26 protein-coding genes and 1 pseudogene are annotated in these 21421 nt (G+C 60.3%); 3 read left to right on the top strand and 24 right to left on the bottom strand.

The annotated features are described in order from the left end of the window. Positions 1–13: 13 nt before the first annotated feature. From C404_RS58415 to C404_RS0130665, 11 genes and pseudogenes are all read right to left on the bottom strand, one after another. Positions 14–925, bottom strand: coding sequence for a hypothetical protein (locus C404_RS58415; protein WP_004636237.1), 912 nt, complete (start codon positions 923–925; stop codon positions 14–16). Next, entirely contained in the window at positions 918–3596 is a 2679-nt protein-coding gene (locus tag C404_RS58410; protein WP_004636239.1) for a VirB4 family type IV secretion system protein, read from the bottom strand. Before C404_RS58410 ends, C404_RS58415 begins: the two co-directional genes overlap by 8 nt. Beyond that, complete coding sequence (locus tag C404_RS58405; protein ID WP_004636240.1) at positions 3590–3946, bottom strand: VirB3 family type IV secretion system protein; 357 nt, start codon at positions 3944–3946, stop codon at positions 3590–3592. The genes C404_RS58410 and C404_RS58405 overlap by 7 nt, the downstream gene beginning before the upstream one ends. Before the next feature lie 5 nt (positions 3947–3951). Further along, positions 3952–4368: a hypothetical protein gene (locus C404_RS58400; protein ID WP_004636242.1), complete on the bottom strand. Its 417-nt coding sequence runs from the start codon at positions 4366–4368 to the stop codon at positions 3952–3954. A 17-nt stretch (positions 4369–4385) separates the two neighbouring features. Then, positions 4386–5417, bottom strand: a complete 1032-nt coding sequence (locus tag C404_RS58395; protein ID WP_004636244.1) for a CpaF family protein — start codon at positions 5415–5417, stop codon at positions 4386–4388. Further along, complete coding sequence (locus C404_RS58390; protein WP_004636245.1) at positions 5410–5961, bottom strand: lytic transglycosylase domain-containing protein; 552 nt, start codon at positions 5959–5961, stop codon at positions 5410–5412. Before C404_RS58390 ends, C404_RS58395 begins: the two co-directional genes overlap by 8 nt. Further along, a complete protein-coding gene (locus tag C404_RS58385) occupies positions 5958–6311 on the bottom strand; it encodes a hypothetical protein (RefSeq protein WP_004636248.1) in 354 nt (117 codons plus the stop codon). The genes C404_RS58390 and C404_RS58385 overlap by 4 nt, the downstream gene beginning before the upstream one ends. A gap of 59 nt (positions 6312–6370) precedes the next feature. Then, a pseudogene (ssb, locus tag C404_RS58380) lies at positions 6371–6724 on the bottom strand (single-stranded DNA-binding protein); the annotation flags it as partial. Between the two features lie 36 nt (positions 6725–6760). Continuing rightward, positions 6761–6973 carry a hypothetical protein gene (locus C404_RS58375; protein WP_004636252.1) on the bottom strand — a complete coding sequence of 71 codons (213 nt, stop codon included), beginning with the start codon at positions 6971–6973 and terminating at the stop codon, positions 6761–6763. Positions 6974–7002: 29 nt separating this feature from the next. Continuing rightward, a complete protein-coding gene (locus C404_RS59800; RefSeq protein ID WP_004636254.1) occupies positions 7003–7236 on the bottom strand; it encodes a hypothetical protein in 234 nt (77 codons plus the stop codon). 157 nt (positions 7237–7393) lie between these two features. Beyond that, entirely contained in the window at positions 7394–8419 is a 1026-nt protein-coding gene (locus C404_RS0130665; RefSeq protein WP_012436855.1) for a CAP domain-containing protein, read from the bottom strand. Between the two features lie 120 nt (positions 8420–8539). Between C404_RS0130665 and C404_RS60525 the strand changes: the two genes are divergently transcribed. Beyond that, positions 8540–8701: a hypothetical protein gene (locus C404_RS60525; RefSeq protein ID WP_004636259.1), complete on the top strand. Its 162-nt coding sequence runs from the start codon at positions 8540–8542 to the stop codon at positions 8699–8701. 23 nt (positions 8702–8724) lie between these two features. On the opposite strand, the gene C404_RS60880 is transcribed toward C404_RS60525, so the two are convergent. The 13 genes from C404_RS60880 to C404_RS58320 form a co-directional block, all read right to left on the bottom strand. Next, positions 8725–8859, bottom strand: coding sequence for a hypothetical protein (locus C404_RS60880; RefSeq protein ID WP_021197836.1), 135 nt, complete (start codon positions 8857–8859; stop codon positions 8725–8727). 494 nt (positions 8860–9353) lie between these two features. Further along, the gene (pilV, locus tag C404_RS58370; protein ID WP_004636262.1) at positions 9354–10592 is read right to left on the bottom strand and encodes a shufflon system plasmid conjugative transfer pilus tip adhesin PilV; all 1239 of its coding nucleotides are present in this window, start codon (positions 10590–10592) and stop codon (positions 9354–9356) included. A gap of 11 nt (positions 10593–10603) precedes the next feature. Further along, positions 10604–11083, bottom strand: a complete 480-nt coding sequence (locus C404_RS58365; RefSeq protein ID WP_004636265.1) for a hypothetical protein — start codon at positions 11081–11083, stop codon at positions 10604–10606. A gap of 31 nt (positions 11084–11114) precedes the next feature. Next, on the bottom strand, positions 11115–11615 hold the full coding sequence (locus tag C404_RS58360; RefSeq protein ID WP_004636266.1) for a type 4 pilus major pilin: 501 nt from the start codon (positions 11613–11615) through the stop codon (positions 11115–11117). Positions 11616–11649: 34 nt separating this feature from the next. Next, positions 11650–12690, bottom strand: coding sequence for a type II secretion system F family protein (locus tag C404_RS58355; RefSeq protein WP_004636268.1), 1041 nt, complete (start codon positions 12688–12690; stop codon positions 11650–11652). Beyond that, positions 12687–14516, bottom strand: a complete 1830-nt coding sequence (locus C404_RS58350) for a GspE/PulE family protein (RefSeq protein WP_004636270.1) — start codon at positions 14514–14516, stop codon at positions 12687–12689. The genes C404_RS58355 and C404_RS58350 overlap by 4 nt, the downstream gene beginning before the upstream one ends. Next, the gene (pilO2, locus tag C404_RS58345) at positions 14516–15772 is read right to left on the bottom strand and encodes a type 4b pilus protein PilO2 (protein WP_004636272.1); all 1257 of its coding nucleotides are present in this window, start codon (positions 15770–15772) and stop codon (positions 14516–14518) included. The genes C404_RS58350 and pilO2 overlap by 1 nt, the downstream gene beginning before the upstream one ends. Before the next feature lie 2 nt (positions 15773–15774). Further along, positions 15775–16341: a type IV pilus biogenesis protein PilP gene (gene pilP, locus C404_RS59795; protein ID WP_004636274.1), complete on the bottom strand. Its 567-nt coding sequence runs from the start codon at positions 16339–16341 to the stop codon at positions 15775–15777. A gap of 17 nt (positions 16342–16358) precedes the next feature. Beyond that, positions 16359–18044, bottom strand: a complete 1686-nt coding sequence (locus C404_RS58335; RefSeq protein ID WP_004636275.1) for a hypothetical protein — start codon at positions 18042–18044, stop codon at positions 16359–16361. Beyond that, positions 18041–18640, bottom strand: coding sequence for a toxin co-regulated pilus biosynthesis Q family protein (locus C404_RS59790; RefSeq protein WP_004636277.1), 600 nt, complete (start codon positions 18638–18640; stop codon positions 18041–18043). Before C404_RS59790 ends, C404_RS58335 begins: the two co-directional genes overlap by 4 nt. 29 nt (positions 18641–18669) lie before the next feature. Then, the gene (locus C404_RS58330; RefSeq protein WP_004636280.1) at positions 18670–19107 is read right to left on the bottom strand and encodes a lytic transglycosylase domain-containing protein; all 438 of its coding nucleotides are present in this window, start codon (positions 19105–19107) and stop codon (positions 18670–18672) included. Beyond that, positions 19104–19943, bottom strand: coding sequence for a hypothetical protein (locus C404_RS60810; RefSeq protein ID WP_037012878.1), 840 nt, complete (start codon positions 19941–19943; stop codon positions 19104–19106). The genes C404_RS58330 and C404_RS60810 overlap by 4 nt, the downstream gene beginning before the upstream one ends. A 173-nt stretch (positions 19944–20116) precedes the next feature. After that, complete coding sequence (locus C404_RS58320; protein ID WP_004636872.1) at positions 20117–20386, bottom strand: hypothetical protein; 270 nt, start codon at positions 20384–20386, stop codon at positions 20117–20119. Positions 20387–20552: 166 nt separating this feature from the next. Between C404_RS58320 and C404_RS58315 the strand changes: the two genes are divergently transcribed. Together C404_RS58315 and C404_RS58310 are read left to right on the top strand one after the other, a co-directional pair. After that, a complete protein-coding gene (locus C404_RS58315; protein WP_231973595.1) occupies positions 20553–20870 on the top strand; it encodes a hypothetical protein in 318 nt (105 codons plus the stop codon). 153 nt (positions 20871–21023) lie between these two features. Then, positions 21024–21413 carry a hypothetical protein gene (locus C404_RS58310; protein ID WP_004636877.1) on the top strand — a complete coding sequence of 130 codons (390 nt, stop codon included), beginning with the start codon at positions 21024–21026 and terminating at the stop codon, positions 21411–21413. The last annotated feature ends 8 nt before the right edge of the window (positions 21414–21421 follow it).

Below are 21421 nucleotides of genomic sequence, written 5' to 3'. Positions count from 1 at the left end.
GAGTCAGAAGGGGTTATTGATCGCGCGGCAGTTGGAATGCCGGGGCGTTCTGGATCATGGTTTGTTCCTTCGTATTGATGTCCGCAGCCTGTGCCGAGCGAGCTTTGAGCAGCTGTGCCACGTTGTCGCGGTTCTGCGACTGGTCCGCCTTGTCTTGCATCTGCATGGCGACTTGTCGCTGCATGAGGGCATGCAGATCGATCATTTCGCCGGCCAGGACGTTGGTTTGCTGATTCAGCATCTGCAGCCCCTGAACGTTGCCGGTGACGCCTGGGATCTTGGATTGGATGCTTTGCAGGTTCTGAGCACGTTTGGCCAGCGAGCTGATGGCATTCAAGTCCTGGTTGAGTTGTGCCCGGTACACGCCGCCTTGCGATTTCGCGAGTGACGACAGCGCCGACAGCCACTGCGACGGCTTCAAGTTGGCCGAGCTCATGTCCGACATGGCATTGCTGAACAACTGGCTGGTGGACTGGGCCGCTTGTTGCAGGTCCGTCACGGCCGAGTAGAGGGACCGGAAGTTGTCGAGCTGCTGGGTGTAGGGCGCGATGGTCTCGTTGATGAGCTCGCCCGGCACCTGGGCGAGGTTTTGCAGCCGGGTGATTTGCGCCTGGATGTTCTGCTCGACCATCTGGGCTTGCTGGGCAACCGAGGACACCAGTTCGGCGTTGTTGAGCAACTGCGTAATCTCGGTCGCGCCGCCGAAGCCAGCCACGCTGCCGGCGAATGCCGAAGCTGACGTGCAGAGCGCGAGCGCTGCGGCCGCGCGCTTCGCCGTGCGGGCAATACGCGAGGCCTTGACTGCATTCACCTCAGCGGAGGTCAAGCTGAGTTCTTCGTACTGCTTCCGGGTTTCGGGTTCGAGTGCCTTGGGGGCAGCAAATACGCGCACCTCGATGTCATTGCGAATGAAGGTCTTATGCATGGCGGTCCTCATCGTCTAGGTTGAGTTTGTCGGCTTCGATCTGTGCAGTGGCCTCCTCGATGTAGCGCTCCTTCCAGTCCGGCTCACCGGAACGCATATGCCGATCGAAGAGGATCTGCGCCTGCAGTTCGGAGCGCAGGATGGCCTCCGTGCGCGGAGGCAGGGGAACTGAGACGCTGCGGGAGATCCCGCCGTCCTCGGTAATGAAGTAGTCGCGCTTGGCCTTGAGCTTCTTGATCGCGTCCTGCTGGGTCTGCGTGAGACCAAACTTTTCCTCGTAGGCCTTCTTGGTATCCGGCTTGAAATCCTTGACGGGCACGAAGACGCGGATCAGAACGTTGTCGCGGATGGCGGGCCAAATCGGTGAGTTGGCGACTTGTTCGGGGGTCTGTGCGTCCATCCAAACGCAACCGAGCAGCTTGCGCATGGTCACGATCCATTCACCGATCTGCTTGGCGAACTGGTTGTCATCGAGCAGCGACCAGATTTCCGGGAGCATGACGACGGTTGGCGCGATGACCCCGCGCAACCGGCGTTGCTCGATTTCGTCCTGAATACGGTAGGTCGCGTAGGAGAGGAACGGGCGCGCAACGGCGTGATCCTTGAGGATCTTGTCCGTTGCAATCGAGGTCCACTGCGTGTCGTCGAAACCGTCTTGTTCGTTATCGAAGTAGAGCGCGTCGACCGCCTCGCCCACCCACTGGTCAAGCTCGTTTTTCAGCGGGCCATTGGGCAGGGAGGCGTGCACGAACCGCAGACGCCAGAATTGAGGGTCGCGCGTAGCAGCTGCGCGTATCGCCTTCTCGATGGCTTTTCGATCGTCCGTGGTGGGCCGATAGCCTCGCTGGCTGGCCAGCAGCACGGTCCAGTCGACTAGGAACTTGAGATGGCGGAGATGACCCAGCAGGACATAGGGATTGCAGGTTGCCCGCTCCTCTTCGGCCACGGTGTTGGCATCGGCCGCAAATTGCAGATAGCGCCCACCCTGCAGGACAGTCGGAATGCGCATCGACAAATTCATGTCGAAGCCGATCAGCCGCGCGTTCGGATATTTCCGGAACAGTGTCGCGCACAGCAACATGAAGATGGTCTTGCCGAAGCCCGAGCGGCCACAGATGAGCATGTGGCCAAGGTCCATCAGGTAGGCGGTAAACCAGAAAGGCGTACCGTATTCGGTGGTAAACGCCGCCAGCGCCGGAATCCGTGTGCGCATCTGCTTGGACAGATGCGCATTGAACATTGAGCCGCGCGAGACGCCGCGCAGCGGCAGCAAGCGGGAAACGGCTTCGGTGTCGAGAAACGCCCAGCGCGCGCACTCGCGCCACATACCCGGAATGGTGGTCGCAAACGCCGACATGGCGTGCAGAGTCTCGCGCACCGGTATGAACTGGGCTGCGCGCAGAACGTCTTCCACGGCGTTGTGTGTCGCCACGGCTTTCTTGTAGGCCTGCTCGCCGGCAAGACCCTTCGAGGCCGGCGTTTCCTCGAACACGGGCGAGTACGCAATGACGGTGAAGTTGTAGAAGCCGTAGATCTCCTCAAGCATTTCGACCTTGCCGGCGCGTGTGTTCGCCTCTTCGGCGGCCTTCAGGCGCGTTTTGTTCTGGCGCCCTGGCTTGGCGTCCATATCAGTCCCGCGCAGGGTCGCCGCGAGCAGCTGGCGCACATCGAAGCGCTGGCCTTCGTGGTACTTGCGGATACTGTCGATGAAACGCTTTGCTGCGCTGGGTGACGACACACGGAAGCAATGGCTGATGGTGAGCTCACCCTTGATCTTCAGGAGGTCGTCCAGAGTCTTTGGCGACGCATTGCTTGGCCAGTAGTCCCGCTTCCCCGGAATCCCCGTTGCAATGCCGTATCGCTGGCGCCCGTTCGAGTAGAAGTGCAGGTAGTCGTGGCCCGGCGTAATTTCCGTGTCGCACATCGCCTGGTCGAGTGCCGGCGTTTCCGGGATGTCCAGTTCAGTGATGTGATCGCTTGGCGGGGAGCAGACCGCGTGCATAAATCCGCCGAGGCGCTTGCCGGCCAGACGCCGCATTTTGATGTGCGGGTTGTCTGCAGCGAAGCCGTGCAGGATAGATTCAAAGGTTTCAACAGCAGCCTCCAGTTCGGACTGCGTGTAGGCGAACTGGTACTGGTCGGAAAACGTGGCACGCACGGCCTCCCAGAGCGCGCTCGGGATCGACAGGTCGTCATGCGTAACGCCATGCATGACGCGCGAGGCGAATGCGTCGAGCCCGACCTGGGGAAGAAGCGAGAACGTGACGAAATGCCGGTTGACGTAGTTGCCTTCGGCCAAGAAATTCGCGTGCCGATCGTCGTCGACCATCTGCGCAACCTTGTCCGGCATGGGCAGGGTGACATAGCGCGAATCCAAGCGCCGATGGACCGTCCACCAGAGCGAGATAGGATAGCGCGACAGGTTGCCCAGGCTGGCGGCGACGTGCTCGTAAAGTTCACGCATCACCGTCATGGAAATGCTGTTGGAATCAGGTGCCGTGAATTCAAAGGACACCATCAAGGCTGAATCCTTGTTGGCGATCATGAAATCGCTGTACTTGAATAGCCACGGCACGAGCTCAGCGGTCGATCGCCTCCGGCCTGCTAGGCGTTCCTCGATCTGTGTAAGCGATTCTCGGTCGAACGGCGAGAGCGTAGGGTTGTTCAGCACAGTTCACCTCGCGCGAAGCCCTTGGGGCGAGCATTACGTGTCTGGCGAAGCATCGGCCGCGGCTCGTAGAAGTCGCCCTGTTTGCTGTAGCGCAAATAGCAGTTGAATTGGTCAGGATCGCGTTTCGTCGCGAGCCACAGGATCAGATGCGTCGGCGGAAGCGCCAGCAGGACCCACGGATTGCGCAGGCCTACGGCGGTGAATATGAGGATGGCGAGCTCGCCGGCGCAGAGCTTCCTGTCAATGCCCCCCATCAGGAACTTTTCGAGCATGGTCTTGCGGATGGGCACGGACAGGGAGTCGGCGGGCGTATCCGCCGCCGGCGTGCCGGCTTCGATCGCGGTAGTCATGATCGTCAGGCGGTGCAGGCCACGCCCTTGTTAAAGAGCTGCGACCACAGCACCGGCATGTTGATCAGCGCCATGGTGCCGACGAACCCGCGCAGGATGTTCTGCTTGATCTTGCTGTGGCCGTCATCGAGCAGCCACAAGATGAACGCCCCGGCAAATGCAGCGAGGGACACGATCATGATCAGTTCGTTGTCAAGCACCTGCTGGTAGATGTTGCACAGGCCCCCGTTCCAGATGCCAGCACGCGCGAGGCCGGGGATGGCTTCGATCCAGAGCGCCAACAGCACGCTGCGGATCAAGCTGCGGTGACGATCCACCTGCGCGTGAATCGCTTGCTTCGTGTCCGCAAGGCGCGAGTGCGTGGTGAGATAGCCCTGCGTGACGAGGTTGGTGATGCGGTGCAGTTGGGACAGAACGTTCATTACAGACTCCTGGTTGATTAGGCGAAACGGGAAAACAAAAGGCGTGTCTTGTAGCGGCCGTCCTCAACGCCCAGCACTTCGCGGAGCTCAACAGGCCCGCGCGTGCCATCACCTTGTCGATCGGCATGCAAGAAGAAGCGGAAGGTCGAGGCGATCTTTTTGCGCAGATCCTCGGTGGCGATCAGGCGGCCTTCCTCGCTCATGCGGATGTACGACTCCAACTTGTAGGGCGCTTCATCCGCGCTCGTGGCGTGCAGTGTGCAAATCGAGCCGTCATGCCCGGTGTTCAGTGCTTCCACCAGGTCGAAGGCCTCGGCGCCCCGGACCTCGCCCACAAAGATGCGGTCGGGCCGAATGCGCAGTGCGAACTTAATGAGATTGCGAATCGTGATGTTCTGGTTCGCTTCGAACGACACGAAGTTGGGCAAAGCGATCTTCAGTTCGGCGGTGTCCTCGATGGTGACAATGCGATCGGATTCCGGAATCGCTTCGAGCAACGCATTGAGCAGGGTGGTCTTGCCGGATGAGGTGCCGCCGGAGAACACAATGTTGTAGCGCTGGCGCATGATCCATTGCAGGCAGCGCATCAACGCCTCGCCGCCTTCAGCGGCGTGGTCGAGAACAGTCCGATCCTGCCGGCCGATGAAGCGGTTCTGCGAGGCGGGCAACACGGCGAAAGCACCGTTGCGCACGTAATCATCCAAGGCGATGCGCCGCACGGAGTGCTTGCGGATCGACATCATGTCGCCGTGGATTGACACGGGGAATCGGGCGGCTGCGATGCGCAGGCCTGGCAGGCGCGCATCGAGCAGCGGCGCCTGATCCTTGTCGTTGATATTGGTCAGAACCGTGATGGCGGTATCGAGCGCGGCAGGCGCGATCGCCAGCCCTTCGATGCGCTCCATCACACCGCGCCGCTCGCGGTACACGACATCGTGGCGGTTGATCATGATTTCGTTGGTTTCCGGGTCTGCCATCATTTCCTGCAGATCACGCAGGTAGTCATGGAGGACCTCGAACGCGAAACCACGTGTCTGCTGGTCATTCATTGGGTGGCTCCCAGGAGACGATGGTGATGTCCGATGACGTGTTCGTCTGCCGGCGGCGCGCAGCAGCACGCGGCGCCTCCACAGGCCGTACTGAGGCTACTGGGTTGGCAATTGCGCGGCTCGGCGTAGAGCTGGCCGTCGCCAACGCCTGATAGACCTTTTGCGCGTAGGCGAGACGCTTTGCCGGGCTCTTGGCGTTGTAGGCCCCGACGGCATCCCACGTGAGGCCGAGCTGCTGGATATTGCGAGACAGAATCCAACTTCCTACGTAGGCGTTGACACAAGCATCAAACAGATGCGCTCGGGTGATGCCATAGCGCGCCAGGCTGGGTAGCCAGCTTGAGTTGATCTGCATGAGACCGATGTCGGTACTGCCATCGCTGTTGGCGCCAACGGCGTCCGCGTGCATCCGCGACTCCACCTGGGCGATGGCGCGCACCAAGCGCGCATCGACCTGGTGGAACCTGGCGGCTTCGTCAATACAGTCGGCAAAGGCCAGCGCCGGCAATAGCGCCATGACGAGCAGGAATGCAGAGCCCTTCATGACGCATCCCGATCGAAAAGGTCACGGGTCCGCTCACAGCGATGCGCGGGAATGGCTTCGCCGACGCGGACAAATGCCGTGCAGCAGGGCTGCCCGTCCTGGGCGTACTGCCATTCCTTGGGGTACTGCGCGTCCTCGATGGTGTATGCAAAGGTGGCCCCGACGATGAGGCAGGCGCTCGCATCAAATTCGAGAGGTTCCATCCCGGCGTGCGTAGCTCGCACGCAGTTGCGGCACCAGGCGTCGATGAAAAGCTCTCCTTCGACGCCGTTGTGCGGCCGGTATTTCTCTCCGGCGCGGGCCGCACAGAACTGGGCGAGACTGTCAGGAAAGATGGCGCGCGAGTTCATCGACGGGCTCCGGGGATGAATCACAGCGGAATCTCGTCGTCGCTCTCGAAATCGTTAGCGCCTGCCGTGCCACGATCGCCGGGCGCCTTGCCAAGCATCTGCATTTGGTCGGCGACGATTTCGGTGCTGTATTGCTTCTGGCCGTCCTTCTCCCACTGGCGAGTCTTGAGGCGGCCTTCGATGTAGACCTGCGAGCCCTTCTTCAGGTATTCGCCGGCGATCTCGGCCAGTCGACCGAAGAAGGCGATGCGGTGCCACTCGGTGGTTTCCTTCATCTCGCCGCTGGCCTTGTCCTTGTAGCGGTCGGTGGTCGCCACGCGGATGTTGGTAACGGCATCACCGCTGGGCATGTAGCGCGTTTCGGGATCGGCGCCGAGATTGCCGACGATGATGACTTTGTTGACGGATGCCATGCTGTAGGTCCTCCTGGTGCTAGTGCGGGTTGGGAATCAATCGCCTTTGGGCTGGTGCGCGCGTACATACGCCAGGCACGGTTCGTTGCGAACAGGCTGGTCGAAGAACACGCGCGTCGCCAAGGTGCTCAGCGTATGAAATGCCGCGGCATTGACGATCTGCAGGCGCTGCAGCGTTGCTTCGATTTCGTCGAAGCCCTCAGCTGCGGCATCTGCGAGCGCCTGCCGTTCAAGAACAGTCAGGTGCATGCCAACTTCTCCCGGAAAATCACGGACAGTCAGAAACGGCAAATCCGCTGGGTAAGCTGGCTCGCAGGCAGAGAGGGCAGACAGAAAATCGCCCGAGACACGACACCGCGCGAGGCTGGAATGGCAACGCCACTGCTCGTGAGCGCGCGCACGTTGGCGTGAGGCTGTGACAGCCGCAGCGCGCAACGTTGCACGCGCATACGGAGATGATGGAAGGCGGCGCGAATATTCGCGCCCGCTTTGGCTGAAAAGGCGAGTGCCATGGTTCATTCCTCTGTTGGGAAACTGGGGCTTTTGCGGTAACGCGCGCTTCGGTGGTGCAAACACCTTGGCGAGCGATTCGTTCAGATGACTATGGGCCGTTTTTCATGGGCGTGATCTGTTGAGCAGAAGGGTTCTTTTCAGGAAGACGTTTGCGCTTTAACCCACGACATTGCCGGTCGTGAACGTAAAGTTACGCGAGAACGCCGTGCCGTTGACGGTGCCGGTCAGAGTGACCGAATACTGCGTATTCGGCAGCAGCGGCGACGTCGGGTAGGCGACGGCCTGATATGCACCAAGAGCTTTGTTCGGGTCAGTTGTCGAATTCAGGATCTGAAGTGCAACGCTGCCTGACGGGCCAGTCATGGATGCGTTCTGCAGGATGATCGTGTCGGACGTGTTGCCCATCACGACAACCGGCGTGCCCCAGCCCGAGTTCGAGACGTTCGGCGGAGTGGGGCTCTCGCTTGTCGATTTATACGGCACACCGGTAACCCCTTGGCAGGGGAACGTAAGCGGCGTGTTGCTAAAAATCGAAGACTGGCTGACCAGCACGCTGATGCTTTCCCACGCATTCGTCCAAGCCAGACCACTGCTGGTAGATTGCGTTTCGTATTCCCCAATCCCCATCGTATTGGAAGGGTAAGCAACGATTGCGGCGTGGTACACCCCCGCCAGCAGGGAATTGACAAACATCTGCCCTGCTTGAGCAGCCGTAAAGCCGTTAGTTGTGATCGAAGCACCTCCGCTCACACCTGTGCTAAACGTGGAAGTCGGCAATCCTGCGGCCACCGCTCGATCTTGATAAGACGCACCGGTAAATCCTGCGCTTCCCGATGTTTCGCTATCCGATATGGCGCTGTTGAGGCCCATGTACTTTGCATGGCTCTGTGCTGCCTGATCCAGTACGGTGTTCTCCTGCAGCGCGGGAATGCCGCACTGGGCACGGTATTGATTGAGCAGATTGAAGGCCGTGATTTGCGCGCTGCCGCTCGTGTATTGAGGCGTTGATAGCGTGCCAGTTACGGTTTGCGACGGCGATCCTCCTGACGAACTTGAAGATCCGCTTGTCGACGAGGAAGTGCTACTGTCTCCACCGCCACCACCGCACGCTGCGAGTGCGGCAACGAGGGAGAGCGCGGCAAGCGACTTGGTGATGCAGATTGTTTGGCTGGTGTTTCGCATTCTTCTTCTCCAGTTGAGCTTTGGCGAGAGGCGACCTCTCTGGGTGTTCATGATATCATCGTAGCATGCTATCTTGCTATCAGCGAAATATATTCGCTCTCAAATTTGATCAGGACAATCATGACTGAAGACAAAAAAGGGGTATTGGTTCGCCTACCGCAGAAACTCCACCAGGACTTGCTGCGCGAAGCTTCACAGGAATCTGTGAAGCGTGGCGAGACTGTTTCGGTCCCACGCCTCATCTTGGAAATTCTTCAGGCGCGGGCCAAGGCGAAGAAATGAGGTAACTGGCGGGTCTGGTTAACTTAGCCCACGCCACCACCACATGCCCACGGGTTGTTGACAAAGAAGACACGCGACAAGTATTGGGTCGCGGTATTCGGGTCCGAAGGCTGGGGGATGTACATCGGCTGATAGTAACGAGCGTAGTTCTGGTTCATATATGCCGCTCCATTGCTGAACATCTGATCCCAAGTACCAGAGAAAGACTGGCTCCAATCGGGATTGCTTGCGTCATACGTCCCGTCAGCATATGTATTGAAGGCCCCAAGGGTTCCGCAGCTGTTGGTGGTGGCCGTTGCCACAACCACGTGACCTGGCGGCGGTGACGGTGGAGCAGGCGGCGGAATTACCGCGCACACCGGCTGGCTCCATGCCTCCCCGTTCCACACAGGAGCTGATGTTTGGGTGCTGCCCGCCGGGCACGTAGGCGCGGGCGGCGGATTGTTTGTCAGACATCGCAGCAAGCCGCCATGACTTGGCGACGATCCCCAATGATCGCCCGGATGACAATCCGCGACTGTGAACGGTACGGCTGGCAATTTAACCAGCTGCGCTTGAGCCTCACCGAATAACGCGGCGCAGATCGCAGCGCAGGACAACACCGTCAAGGCCACTTGCTTCTTGCACATTTCTCTTCTCCTCACACGTTCGGTCAATACTGACAGCCCGTTGTCAGCGTACCCACGAGCTGGCCACCAAGATTTCCGGTGTCGTTCCCGCTGTACCAGGTCGACGACGAGCGGGCCGATGCCTGCGCATACCAGACCGCGCCTTGGTCGATAGCGGTGAAAAGGTTTCCTTCAATTGGCGGATTCACATAGCCGGTATCGTTCACAAGGAATGTCCCCGGCGTATACATGGCCCAAGGCGTGCCGCCGGGACAACTATCTTTGGCGAAGGTCATACCGTCAGTAACATTTGTGAACTGGCGATTGATCGCGAATCTGCCCATCGCATTGTTGATCGCCACATATTGATTGTTTTTACAGATGTAACCGGCATTGGTTGCATCTGTGGCGATCTGACCGTTGTTGTTGCAGGGCATGCCATTGGTGACGTTAGCTACTGCGGTGCCAATCGGCTCCCAGACGCCGGTGCTGGCGCTGCAGATCACTAGGCCGGTTCCCGTCGTGCTGGTGCGAATAGCACCGGCGCTTGCGCATGCCGTGTTTGGGGCGCCAGTACCGGTCAGATGCGCCTGTGTGGCGTTCGCATTGCCGATGTTGTTGATGTCGTTGCCCGTCATGTCGAGCGCTGTCTGCATCTGGTTGAGTTCCGGGTGTCCAGGAACCTGTACCCGGTACAGATAGTTGTTGTTGACCTGTGCGCCGCCAAACGCCAACAGCGAAGCCAGGTGGCCGCTTCCAGGGTTCGTGTAACCGGTGAGCGACACACGCCAGCCGCCGAACGCGCCATAGGCATTGTTAGGTGTCATGGTTGCGTCGCCCAATTGCCCGGTGTAAGGCACGAAACCACCTTGCGCTCCAGCCTGCGCCGCGATCTGCACCAGCTGCTTGACGTCGGTGACCGCCCGGCCGCCCTGTGTGGTCACAAGGGATTGCAGCGTGTTCGCAGACGGCTGCAGCACCTGTAGTAGCCAGGTTTGACCGAAGGCATTGGTCGACGAAAATCCCGCAGGCAGATATGAGGGGGTTGAATTGATCAACGTGGCCGTGGTCACCGACACTGGCGTAGTAGCTGTAGCCTGAGCCACGAGCGTAGCGGCGTTGTCCTGCACATACTGCTGCGCAGCTTTGTTGAAGACGAGCATCTGGCTCGCCACGGCCGCAGTTTGCACGTTGGTGACACCGACCTTGGCCCATGTCGTGAAGCCGGCAAGACTCAGCATCGACAGCACCAGCGCAACGATGTATCCCAATAGGGCGTCCATGAATCAATTCCTCAGGTAGTCGTTTGCACCCAATCAATCAGTGCACCAACGGGAATCATGGTTGGCACGGCGTAGGTCACGCCGGTCACCATGTTCACAGCCGTGCCCTGCCTGCTGACCCGAAACCACGCCACATTGCCCTGGGTGTTTTGGATCAAGAATCCCGCCGCACCGGGTGCCACCGGCATATAGCCGTAGATGTCGCGTCCGCCGCCAGCGCGAGCAGCAGCCATGCATACCGCGCCAGCCGGCGTCGAGACGCCAGCTGGCAGTGCTGGTGAAATGCTTGCGCTAATCAGGCCCGGCGTCGCGCTAGCTGTAGCCACGCAAGCCGCACCGAAGACCAGCGCCTGTTGTGCCGACACGTTGGCCGCGGCTTCCATGCGGCCCGGCACGCCCGCGCCGGGTACAGCCTGCGCGAGCTGCCAGGCCTGGACTCCGACACCCAGGAAAAAGAGCACTGTGATAATGGGCAGCATCAAGAAAGCCATGGCGCTGACTCCAGCTTGTGAAACATCATGCTCACTGGAACGTCACGGAAAACGTGGCCGTGGCGCTGCAGGCCGCACCAGCAGTGACCTGATCTGGCAGGTTCGCTTGTGTAAAAACCTGACCGTTGATGTCTAGTGATACATAGTCCTTCATGCCGGTGGCTACCTTCACGCATTGCGAGGCAGTCTCGCTGCCGCCGCCACCGAAGCCGACCACGCCTTGCGAGGCGTTGTTGGTCGAAGCAAGCGTGACCGGGTTACCCCATGGATCAACGACCGTATTGCCACGCACCATGTCGGTCGGGAACATACCGCCGTTGATCATTGCCGGAACATTGGCCGTGGTGAAATTTGCATAGCCGTTATTGCTTTGTGAGAACCCTGCACGGGCATTGGTAATCATCTGCGCGACGTCGTTGACTACCACGCCCGCCTTGTGATTTTGGAAGCCGTTGTAGCCCGCGTAGGCGAGTCCGACGAGCGCCAAGAGCGTCAGAACAATGGCGATGATGTTTCCGAGAAGACGATCCATAAATAACCTCTAAAAGTGAATCACGCCCGAGCTATCAGATTTGCCCCATCGCGGACGTGAGAATCGATGAAAGCGAGTTGGCGCCAAGCTGCAGCACCACGAAAGCGAGAAACATGAACCCCGTGAAGACCGCCGACATCAACATGCCCCGCGCGAGCAGTTGCCGCTCGATGACTTCCGCGTACTGGCGCACGGCCACGGCGATCTTGTCAGTGAAGTCGTCAAAGCCGGCGTAGGCGCCGATCTCATCGATCAAGTCCGGGGATGGAAAGCCGTACCCGGTAGCCCGCATGGCTTCCGGTAGGCTCAGACCATCAATCAGCCCATTGCGGATAGGTTTCAGACGCGAGGCAAGCCACGGCGAAGCGGACGCAATCTGGTTGTCCAGCGCCACCGTGTCCGGGATGCCGGCGCGCAAGAGCGCGACGAACGACAGTAACCAGGTGAAGCCAGTGATTTCCCGATAGACCGTGAAGGGGAACAAGCGCCGGTCGCAGAACGCGCGCGCGGGTCCAATCCAGCGCGGCAGCGCCCACCATGACCAGACGGCATAGATCAGCAGCCCGCCGAAGCAAATCGGTGCCGGCCAGCCGACGGCGAGATCCCCCATCAGATACATCGCATAGGCCCAGTCGGTCCACTTGGAGAGCGGCAGCACGTCCAGGAACTGCGGCACGATCGAGGCACCAATCAACAACAGCACCGCGTACAAGCTAACCAGGTAGACGGAGGGCGCGAAGAAACTCGCCTGCAGTTTCTGACGTAGGCGCGTGGTGAGATCACGCACTTCCATCACCAGGCGCATGGAATCCGGCAACTGGCCGGCTTGGTCGCCGGCGTCGAGCACGCTGCGCTCCAAGTCCGAAAGGTCGTCGCCCAAAGCTAGAACGAAGGGATCGCCGTCCACCACCCGTCGCGCAACCTCATCGGCGGCCTCTGCGGCACGCTTACGCCCACGGCGCGCTAAGCGCGTGCTGAACTCCCCAAGCACCTGCGAAAGCGTCATCCCGTTATCTAGTTGCGACGAAGCCTGTTGATACAGGCGCCGGCGCAGCGTCCACGACAGGCCGCTCATGATGTCACCTCCGACGTTTCGTCCGGCGGCAGATCGATTTCATCCCGCATCGGAATGGCATCGACTCGGCGCTGGGCATCTCGAGGGTCCAGCCGGCCCGCGAGCACAAGATCGATCGCGTGGGCAATCATCGGCTTATCGGAGCCGGCACGCCGGCGGTGGTTACGACGCGCTACCAACACGCCGTGCTCGATGCAATCCTGCATCAGCGCTTCGCTGGTCACCACCACCTCGGCCACTGCTTGCTCACCAGCGATGCCCTTGCCGTCGCAGTGCGGGCAACCCGTGCCGCGCACGCGCACGCCGGACAAGTCCCCCCAGGTATGCAAGGCTCGCAGCATGTAGGCTGGCAACTGTTCGCTGGCCTGATCGAGAGGCACACTGCAGTGCGGGCACAGCATCTGCACGATGCGCTGCGCGATCAGGCCGATAATCAGGTTGTGGTTGCAGATGATTTCCAGTGACAGCCGCACATGGTCCATGCCCATCAACCGCGTGAACGTTTCGAATGGGTCGGTCACGTGCAGCGTGGTGGGCACCTGGTGCCCGGTTGCGGCGGCCTGCAGGGTGGCCTCGCCCGCGTCCGCGTCGCGGATCTCGCCGAGCAGGACAACATCAGGGTCCATGCGCAGCGTCTTGGTCAGCATCTGCGGAAAGCTTTTGCTGTCGGTGACGAGCTGGATCGCCCAGTTCATCGGGTATTCGGTGGGGTCCTCGATGGTGATCAGGCGGTCATGTGGGAGCAGGCGCGCCCGTTCCCGCGTGTATTCATAGAGCGTGGTAGTTTTACCCGAGCCCGTAGGGCCGGTCACGATGACAGCACCCATCGGGCGATGCATCAGCCGTGAGACGAGTTCCACCTGCAGCGGCGTGTAACCCATCTCTCCCAAACGGAAAGCGCCCGGTGGCGCTTTGGGCGTGCACAAATCCAAGCGCTTCGCAACTTCTGGGGAGCCCTCGGATTGCGCCGCAAGATCACGATATTGCAAACGTGCAACCAAGAAGCCGCCACCGGACTCCACCGGAAATGATGGCCCTCGAATAATCCGTACAGAGGTGAGCCCCGTGCCGGGCAGCGCTTCACCTGTGATCTGTGCATTCTGGAAGTTCAGCGCCTTGTAGCTGTCCTCCTTGATGGTGGCCAAGCCCGAATACATAGAGCGCGTCAGGCGCTCACCTTCCTCGCGGCGCATCGACATCGAGGCGACTGTCCACAGATCGCCCTTGATGCGGATCTGGACCTCGGTGTGGTCCTCGCGCACCAGGATGTGAATGTCAGAGGCGCCGACTGCGGCAGCATCGGCGATCAGTTGACGCGCCTTGGCCAGGGTCTGTAGATCGGTATCGTCCAGCCGCCCGGCATTGGCCAACTCCCGGCGCAGCGCCGCCAGGTCCTGGGCGGAGGCTTTCCTGACCTGGGGCGTGGCACCCAGGCGCCGTAGCACGGCTTCCCATGCTAGAAAGCGCGGGGTGCCATAGTGACGTGCATCCACGTGCACGACAAAACCCTGCGCGGCCAGCACACGTTGCACCTGTTCGGACGATAGGCCAAACGTCGGAGCCAGGTATTCGACATACCCACCCTGCCCTGCTGCCCGCTGGCGCAGTGCCTGGGCCTGGCCTGTAGAGAGCAGATTCAGATCAACTGCGATCTGTTCAAAACGCGGGCCAAACACTCGCGGATAGACGACGTGGGGTGCCAGCGCTTCGGGCGGTTCGGGCACCAGATTGGCCTTGTCCGTGGCTGTCACGGCACCGCCACGGCCAGCCGCGCCGGGATCGAGCCGCGCCGGTTTGCGAACAAAACGGTTCAGGAAGGCAAACATCAAATTCCTCCGTGTACAGGCGCCGCGCCTCGCGCGGTGTAAAGCGTGCCGTTGGCGGTCCATTGTTGAGCTCGCGCGTCGTAGCCCAGGTCGACTACGCGCAGGCCCGGCACTACATCGAAAGCCGCGGCCAAATCCAACCAGGGCGGTGCGGCCAGCGTAAAATTCGCCGTCACCTGAATCCAAGGATCGGGGGGTGGCGCATCCTTGTCGGCCTGCGCTGGCGGAGGCGGTGGATCGGTCAAGCGCAAAGTCAAGCCATGTTCCTGCGCGAGCATCCAGATGTTCTTGCGTGCGGCAGTAAGGGGGAGCACGTCGATATTCGCCGGCGGCCCAAAAGGCGAGGAGGCCTCGCGAGAATGATTGGCCGACTGCCCGTCAGCCGAGAGTGCGCCAGGCGCATCCGCTGCAAGGCCGCCTTCTCGGTTCCACGATGTCTCGATGGAAATTCGGCCAGCTTCGGGGGCGTTACCAGGACGGGGCTTGCAATGCCAACTGGCGAGCGTCCAGCCACGCATGGCCAACTCCTGCTCGTGCCAGGCCGCCCGGCAGGCCTCGAAGAACATCGCCGGCGTGGGCTCGCGAAGCCAAGGTTGGATGCGTTGCTGGGCAGCAGCAGCTTTGCGCGCGGCCGCTGCCTTCTGGCGGGCCTGGGCCGCCAAGCGTTCGGCCTCTTGCTGTTGGTCATACAAGTACCAGCCGCCAAAGACAGTTCCCACCACAAGCGCAATTGCTGTTACGGCAAGCGCGGCAGTCCGCCAGGAGCCAGACTGCACGTCGTGTAGAGCCGGCACGCTCGTGGCCTGGCGTGCAAGGTTGGCCAAGTCGTCTAGATTGCCCTCGATCTCGGTCCAGCCTGGTAGCGATTGGTGATAAGCGCGAATAGCAGCCAGTTCGCTGATCGTGCCAACCTGATCGCCGCCGGCGATGACGGCTTGCCCCTGGCGTACCGCGATGTACCAGTAATGCTCGCCGCCCAGGTGATACAGGCCTGCCCAGGGTTGCGGATGCGCAGTGGCGACAATGGCCGCTAGAGGTCTGGCCCGTGACGGTTTGACGCCTGCAATCGGTTCACACAGCGCACTTTGAAAGGTGCCGTGCGCATTCTTGAACGCTACGCCCCATCGCACGTTGGGCCCGAGCTGACGTGCCAGCTTGCGCAAGCTTTGTGCCTTTGGCAGGTTTTCCTCGTGCTGCCACGACAAACCAATTGCAAAAGCACCCTTCGCACCGGAAAAGGTAAGTGCGTGCGCCATGGTTAGGGCCTCAGAATACGCACACGCTTGCCGTTGACGATCTTGATGCCCGCGTCGTCAATGCCAGCGACCTTCCAGCCGCCGTCAAGCGTGTCGCCAGCGCGTACAGGGATGGCTTGGCCGTTTACCTCCACCATCGCGGTGTACTTGCCGTCGTAGGCGTGCAGCGAAATCGCGCGCGGCCCTGCAGCAAGCGCGGATGCGGCCGGTGCTGCTGCGGGGACGGCCCCCTGTGCTGCTGCCATGGTTGCTGCCGGCAGCGGCGCGGCCAATCCCACGGCCGGCTCCGATTTACGGACCTCGGCCTGGTACTTGGCGATTTCGGCACGTGCTTTCCACAGCGGAATCTGCTTCTGCAGGTTGGCCAATTCATCGGACTCGGAGCTGCGTGCACCTTGAGCGAGCTGCGCGCCCGCGGCGGCGGCCGGGCTGACAGCTGACGACGTGCCTTGCTGTGCGCCGGCACTGGCCAGAGAAGCTTGCGGTGCTGAAGCGTTCTGCGCGCGCGCGGAAATCGCAATAGCGGCCAGCAGCGCACTCGCCAAGACATTCATGAGGGTTCTGTTCATGTCGGAATTTCCCTTGGTTAGAGCAGGCGCGCAGTGATGACGACAGCGATCATCGTGTCCTTCTTCTGCGCATCGACGCCACCGCCCAGCAGCGGCATGTACGGCGAGCCGATACCGTTGTTGGTTGTGCTTGTGGATTGCTCGCGCATGCCAGTGAGTACCAGCGTTTCGCCAGGCCTGAGCCCCACCGACTGCTCGAAGCGCGCCAGAGGCATCGTTCGCAGTTGGACGGTCGACTGGCTCGCACTGCTGCCCGAAGTAAAGGTTTGCAGCGGTTGAAGCTCCGAGATGGTCATATCGAAGACCATCATGATTCGGCCATTGATGACCTTGGGCCGGAAATTGCCAGTGAAGCCGGAGATGTTGGTAGAGGTTTGAATAGCCGTCGTAGAGCCAACGTTGCTGGCTAGCGTTGTTTGCGTGCCTTGCACGAAGTCCTGCAGCGTCGCGTCCTGCAGCGCAAGCACCTTGCCGTTTTGTGTGACGCCACCGCGTTGCAGAACCCGCGAGACATTACCCAAGGTGGACAGCGCTTGGAGCGCGGCCTTGGTGCCGTCCAACTTGCCGCCGACGATGGTGGCGCCAAAGGTCATTGGCGATGCCGTGCTCGTTACGCTTGGAACGCCAGCTCCAGTGAATGTCGCGCCGGTATGGCCGTTGCCGGACTTGTAAGCAAGCGACAGATTCAAACCGTAGTTGTCTTCTTGCGACAACCGGACTTCATAGATCTTCACGTCAATGCCGATCTGTTTGCCGAACATGGCGTCCAGACCCTTGACCCATTCTTCAAGGCGATCACATTGCGGCGGCGTGGCTGTGACCGTTACCGAACCGAGATGCTTGTCGGCCACCACTGTTGCATCTGCACCGGCGATTGTCTTGGCGATCTTCTCCAGATTCAGCCACGGATCGGATACCACAGCGAGCGTCGCTGTCTGGCCGCCGTTGCCGGAACCGCTCGATGAACCGGTGCCCGTCGATGCCGTGCTCGTGCCGGACGATCCCGAGCCAGCCGCCCCAGTTGAGTTAGCCGAAATCGAGCCGTTCATTGAGGCGACTTCGCCCAGGTCTGGCAACGGAAAGGTGCGCGTTTCAGTCTTGAAAAATGCAACGGTGCCGTCGCGGTAGCGATCCCAAACGCCCCAGTGTGCGTCAATCGTTTCAAGGAAACCGCGCAGGTTGCCGGTATAGCTCAACACCAGTGGCGCGACCGACGCGCTCGCCGTCGTGCCAGCAGAGATTGCGGCGCCGGTCGGTGAGAGTGGCGCCGCACCAGTGCCGTAGCTCGATGGCAGGGGGCCGTTCAAATCCGACATGCGTTGGGGCGGGTTCCCGGAGCCGGACCGGGCCATCTGGAGCGGGATAGTGGCGGCCGAAGCTTCGACGGTGGCACGTACGCCAACGTTCTGGGCGATCCAATCCGCCGCTTCAGTGAGACTAGCGAGCGACCCCTTGAACACCACCTGCTTGCTGAAAATCTCCGGCTGCGGTTTGCTTGCGCGAATCTTCTCGCCCATCAGCCAAGATCCATCGTGAATCCGGACTACCGGGCGGCTACGAGGTGCCCCGTCAAGCTTGGCCTGTGCGTCCGAAACGATTGCCGCTTGGTTCTCACGTACCTGCGTAATGCCGCAACCCTGCAGAGCAGTTACGGCGATCAGTGCTATCACCAGGGGCTTGATTTGAGGATTCCAGTTTTTCATTCGCCTACTCCTGCTTGGTGTACCACCATCACCTGGTTGCCTTTCCAAATGTCCGCTTGCACGTCAGCACCGTTGGCAGCAAGCTGCTCGATCGTCTGTTGCGCGGCGCGCGCAAAGTCGTTACCAAGAGGCTGATCGTTGGGAACGATCCAGCCGTCCGGCACATTCCATTCCACTGTCCAGCCCGCGCGTGCCGCCCACGCCTCCAGTTGCGCCTGCATGGATTTGCCCTTGACCAGTACGAAGGCATCAGCCGCCGGTGCGGGTGGCGCAACAGGCGCCGCGGATGAGCGGGAGATTTCGGATGGACGCTTACCGTTCGGCATTTCAGTCGCGACTCCCGATCGCACTTGAGCTGATTTACTCGGTGAGGCCGGCGTCGATCCGAGCAGTTGCCAGCCTTCTTCAGGAGACGGCTCCATAGCGCCCTTGGCATCGGCGATTCGCTGCCAAGTGCCATCTGGCATTTCTTGCCAGTCCGTAGCTGCTTTGGCCTGGGCCGGCGCTGTTCGCGCCTGGGCGTCAACGGTCACGCCAAGGCCAGTCAGCAAGTAGAAGATGAGCATTGCTCGGTGGAATGGATGGAATGTGCGCATGGTTTTGAACTCGTTAGATCAGAGAGAAATCAAGGCAATGCTGCGCGCTGCAGCGATTGCCACCGCGTGTAGATCTGATTGGCATATCTGAGCTGCTTGGCGGGTGTCGTCGCGTTGTAGGCGCCAACCGCGCGCCATGTCGCGCCAAACCGGTCGATGTTGGCGCGCAAGATCCAAGCGCCCACATACGCATTGATGCAAGCGTCGAGCAGCTGCTGCCGCGTGATGCCATAGCGGGCCAACCGTGGCAGATGCGCGGAATTGATTTGCATAAGGCCCAGGTCCTGCGAGCCATCACGATTTCGATTGATGGCCAGAGGATTCATGTGCGATTCATGCAGCGCGATGCTGCGCAGGAGCGCGCCATCGACGCGGTGGTACGCCGCTGCGTCGTCCAGGCAATCTGCGTGGGCAGCTGGAGACGACAGCGACAGAACCAGTAGCAGAATCGGGCCGAGGCGTTTCATGGGCGCACCGTGCTAGGCCGCTCATAGAAGCGCACCCGCGCAATGCGATCGACATGCACGACCTCGCCATCAGCGATAACAGAGAGCTGCCTTGCGATGCCATTGAGCCTGTAGTACCGGCCTTTGAGCGTGCCGCTGATCGAATGCCCATCGCCAAGCACCGAAACGCCGCCTTTGGGCTCGTCGAAGGCGAGATAGGTAGCATCGCCCTCATCGAATACCTGTTCGAGCCCAGTCAAGTTGCTGGCAGGAAATTGGTATTCAGTGCTCTGCACACGAGCGACATCGACAGCTTGACTGAAACCGTTCAGCGTGAAGCGAGCTACTGGCGGAAGGCTCAGGATGTTGCCGCGCCAAGTAGCTGGAAGCAGGCGACCTTGCACATCTGTGAGGCGTAGATCCGCTGGCGGTGCACCCTCGAAGCGGATTTCGGTGGCGCCGCCTTTGTTGTCCCGAATGGCGATGGCACCGAAGACTGCAGCCAGCATGGACCCCGTTCCTTTTCTGGAGGCCGCCGGCTGCTCGCCTACCTCGGAATTCGGAGTGGATCGGGTTGGGGCGCGATCAGGCGCTGAGAAGGAAATTGCCGTCGCCGCCAAAATGGTCGGCGCACGTTCTGGTGTCTTGGCCTTGCTCAGTTCACACAAGTTGGCTGAGCCAGGCCCCGCAGACACATAGGAGATGATGGCGCCTGGTTGCCCGTCACTATCAAGCGGGCAAAGGACGTTGGTGCGGGCGGCAGCGGGCGTCGGATGAAACAACGCCGTAGTAGAGAAGCATGCTATAAAGCACGCGCGCAACACTGCGCCCGCATTTGCTAGAATGCGGGAAGCCATGAGATCGTTCCTCTGTTGGGAAACTGGGGTAGGCTTTTGGCTAGGCCCGCCTTGGTGGTGCAAACACCTTGGCGGGCCGCTTTTTGCGCGGCTTGCTACGGACTTCTATTCACCGGCAACCTCCTAATGAGTGTAGAAGGCCACGATGCCGATCTGGTGAGTCGTGACATTCTTCATTTCTTCCTCTCCCGATCTTCGTCTCGACTCGACTGCGACTCGGGGTCAGTCTTCAAAACACTCCCCACCTTGCGGGGCGGGTGATCAGCCAGAACCAATTCATCCCATGCCACCTTTCGCGGGTAGCGGGCGCGGAAGAACTTGAGCCACGCTCTTGGGATGTAGTTGCCTGTCTGCCATTGGTAGATGCGGCCCTCTGTCAAGCCGGTTAACTTCACCAGCTTCGGGACCCCCCCAAGGGCGGCAATCAGTTCGCGTGCGTTCATGCGCCCCGATCTTAGAACACTAAGGAAAGAAACTCAATAAGCAAAGGATGTAATCGCTTAGTTTTCTAAGATGCTTAGCGAACGAATCGAAACCATCCTCAGAGAGACCGGGACCAAGATCGGAGTCCTCGGGGATGTGGCTGGCGTCTCTAGCGGGACAGCGAGCATGTGGTTAACTGGTCAGATCAAATCTATAAAGCTTCAGTACGCAATCAAAATTCAACGAAAGTACGGCTACAACGCCACATGGATCGTTCTTGGCGAGGGGCCCAAGACATTGGTCCCGCAGTCGAACGACCTTTCGCCCACCATCCAAGCGCTAGCGCTTCGTGTTGGTGCGCTCAGCTCGCAGCGTCGAGCTCGCATCGAAAGCATCATCTCAGCGTGGCTCGTTGATGCTGAGCAGCTGGACAAGCTCGAAGCAATCGAACAAGGCTCGAACCCTGCACTAGCTGCAAAGAGCGCCCATCGTTTGCCTAAGTAGGTGCACTTCTCTGCCTGGTCGGTAAGTTCCGCCAGATTCTTTACTCCCCCACGCGCGCGCCGGGTGGCATCGCGCGTTCTCAAAACATTACCATAATTTCCTATGGTCGCGAAGCCGCATTTCTTATGGTGGGTTGCACGCTAGCTTCGTGAGATGCCTCTCTATGAACGAATGCAACTCATACGCAGCGAAACCGCTGTTTCGGTCGCTGCCATTGCCAGTGCTGCCGGCGTTTCTAAAGCGCTGGTCGAGCATTGGCTGAGTGGTCACGTCCAAAAGATTCGACTGGAACATGCCATTGGCATCCAGGATAGATACGGGTACAACGCCATCTGGATAGTGCTTGGCCGTGGTCCTAAGGAGCTCTCCACGTCGTCCATTTCGGACCTGAGCGAAGAGGTCCAGAACTTCGCCCGCCGTGCCGCAAAGCTAAGCCCAGCAAGCTTTTCCAAGATCAAAGCGGATCTCGCGGACTACGAAAAAGTGGATGCGTACGATGCGGCAGCTACCGCCGCCAGCAAGGACTTGGTAAACGCCGCCTAGTCCGGGTG

Source organism: Ralstonia sp. AU12-08 (assembly GCF_000442475.1).
Taxonomy (GTDB): domain Bacteria; phylum Pseudomonadota; class Gammaproteobacteria; order Burkholderiales; family Burkholderiaceae; genus Ralstonia; species Ralstonia insidiosa.
This window is presented reverse-complemented; position numbering and strand designations above follow the sequence as displayed.

Bases quoted from the DNA above. Each gene is read 5' to 3' on its own strand.
- C404_RS58415 (WP_004636237.1), bottom strand. From the start codon at position 925: ATGCATAAGACCTTCATTCGCAATGACATCGAGGTGCGCGTATTTGCT.
- C404_RS58405 (WP_004636240.1), bottom strand. From the start codon at position 3,946: ATGACTACCGCGATCGAAGCCGGCACGCCGGCGGCGGATACGCCCGCC.
- C404_RS58400 (WP_004636242.1), bottom strand. From the start codon at position 4,368: ATGAACGTTCTGTCCCAACTGCACCGCATCACCAACCTCGTCACGCAG.
- C404_RS58395 (WP_004636244.1), bottom strand. From the start codon at position 5,417: ATGAATGACCAGCAGACACGTGGTTTCGCGTTCGAGGTCCTCCATGAC.
- C404_RS58390 (WP_004636245.1), bottom strand. From the start codon at position 5,961: ATGAAGGGCTCTGCATTCCTGCTCGTCATGGCGCTATTGCCGGCGCTG.
- C404_RS58385 (WP_004636248.1), bottom strand. From the start codon at position 6,311: ATGAACTCGCGCGCCATCTTTCCTGACAGTCTCGCCCAGTTCTGTGCG.
- C404_RS58375 (WP_004636252.1), bottom strand. From the start codon at position 6,973: ATGCACCTGACTGTTCTTGAACGGCAGGCGCTCGCAGATGCCGCAGCT.
- C404_RS59800 (WP_004636254.1), bottom strand. From the start codon at position 7,236: ATGGCACTCGCCTTTTCAGCCAAAGCGGGCGCGAATATTCGCGCCGCC.
- C404_RS0130665 (WP_012436855.1), bottom strand. From the start codon at position 8,419: ATGCGAAACACCAGCCAAACAATCTGCATCACCAAGTCGCTTGCCGCG.
- C404_RS60525 (WP_004636259.1), top strand. From the start codon at position 8,540: ATGACTGAAGACAAAAAAGGGGTATTGGTTCGCCTACCGCAGAAACTC.
- C404_RS60880 (WP_021197836.1), bottom strand. From the start codon at position 8,859: ATGAACCAGAACTACGCTCGTTACTATCAGCCGATGTACATCCCCCAG.
- pilV (WP_004636262.1), bottom strand. From the start codon at position 10,592: ATGGACGCCCTATTGGGATACATCGTTGCGCTGGTGCTGTCGATGCTG.
- C404_RS58365 (WP_004636265.1), bottom strand. From the start codon at position 11,083: ATGGCTTTCTTGATGCTGCCCATTATCACAGTGCTCTTTTTCCTGGGT.
- C404_RS58360 (WP_004636266.1), bottom strand. From the start codon at position 11,615: ATGGATCGTCTTCTCGGAAACATCATCGCCATTGTTCTGACGCTCTTG.
- C404_RS58355 (WP_004636268.1), bottom strand. From the start codon at position 12,690: ATGAGCGGCCTGTCGTGGACGCTGCGCCGGCGCCTGTATCAACAGGCT.
- C404_RS58350 (WP_004636270.1), bottom strand. From the start codon at position 14,516: ATGTTTGCCTTCCTGAACCGTTTTGTTCGCAAACCGGCGCGGCTCGAT.
- pilO2 (WP_004636272.1), bottom strand. From the start codon at position 15,772: ATGGCGCACGCACTTACCTTTTCCGGTGCGAAGGGTGCTTTTGCAATT.
- pilP (WP_004636274.1), bottom strand. From the start codon at position 16,341: ATGAACAGAACCCTCATGAATGTCTTGGCGAGTGCGCTGCTGGCCGCT.
- C404_RS58335 (WP_004636275.1), bottom strand. From the start codon at position 18,044: ATGAAAAACTGGAATCCTCAAATCAAGCCCCTGGTGATAGCACTGATC.
- C404_RS59790 (WP_004636277.1), bottom strand. From the start codon at position 18,640: ATGCGCACATTCCATCCATTCCACCGAGCAATGCTCATCTTCTACTTG.
- C404_RS58330 (WP_004636280.1), bottom strand. From the start codon at position 19,107: ATGAAACGCCTCGGCCCGATTCTGCTACTGGTTCTGTCGCTGTCGTCT.
- C404_RS60810 (WP_037012878.1), bottom strand. From the start codon at position 19,943: ATGGCTTCCCGCATTCTAGCAAATGCGGGCGCAGTGTTGCGCGCGTGC.
- C404_RS58320 (WP_004636872.1), bottom strand. From the start codon at position 20,386: ATGAACGCACGCGAACTGATTGCCGCCCTTGGGGGGGTCCCGAAGCTG.
- C404_RS58315 (WP_231973595.1), top strand. From the start codon at position 20,553: ATGTGGTTAACTGGTCAGATCAAATCTATAAAGCTTCAGTACGCAATC.
- C404_RS58310 (WP_004636877.1), top strand. From the start codon at position 21,024: ATGCCTCTCTATGAACGAATGCAACTCATACGCAGCGAAACCGCTGTT.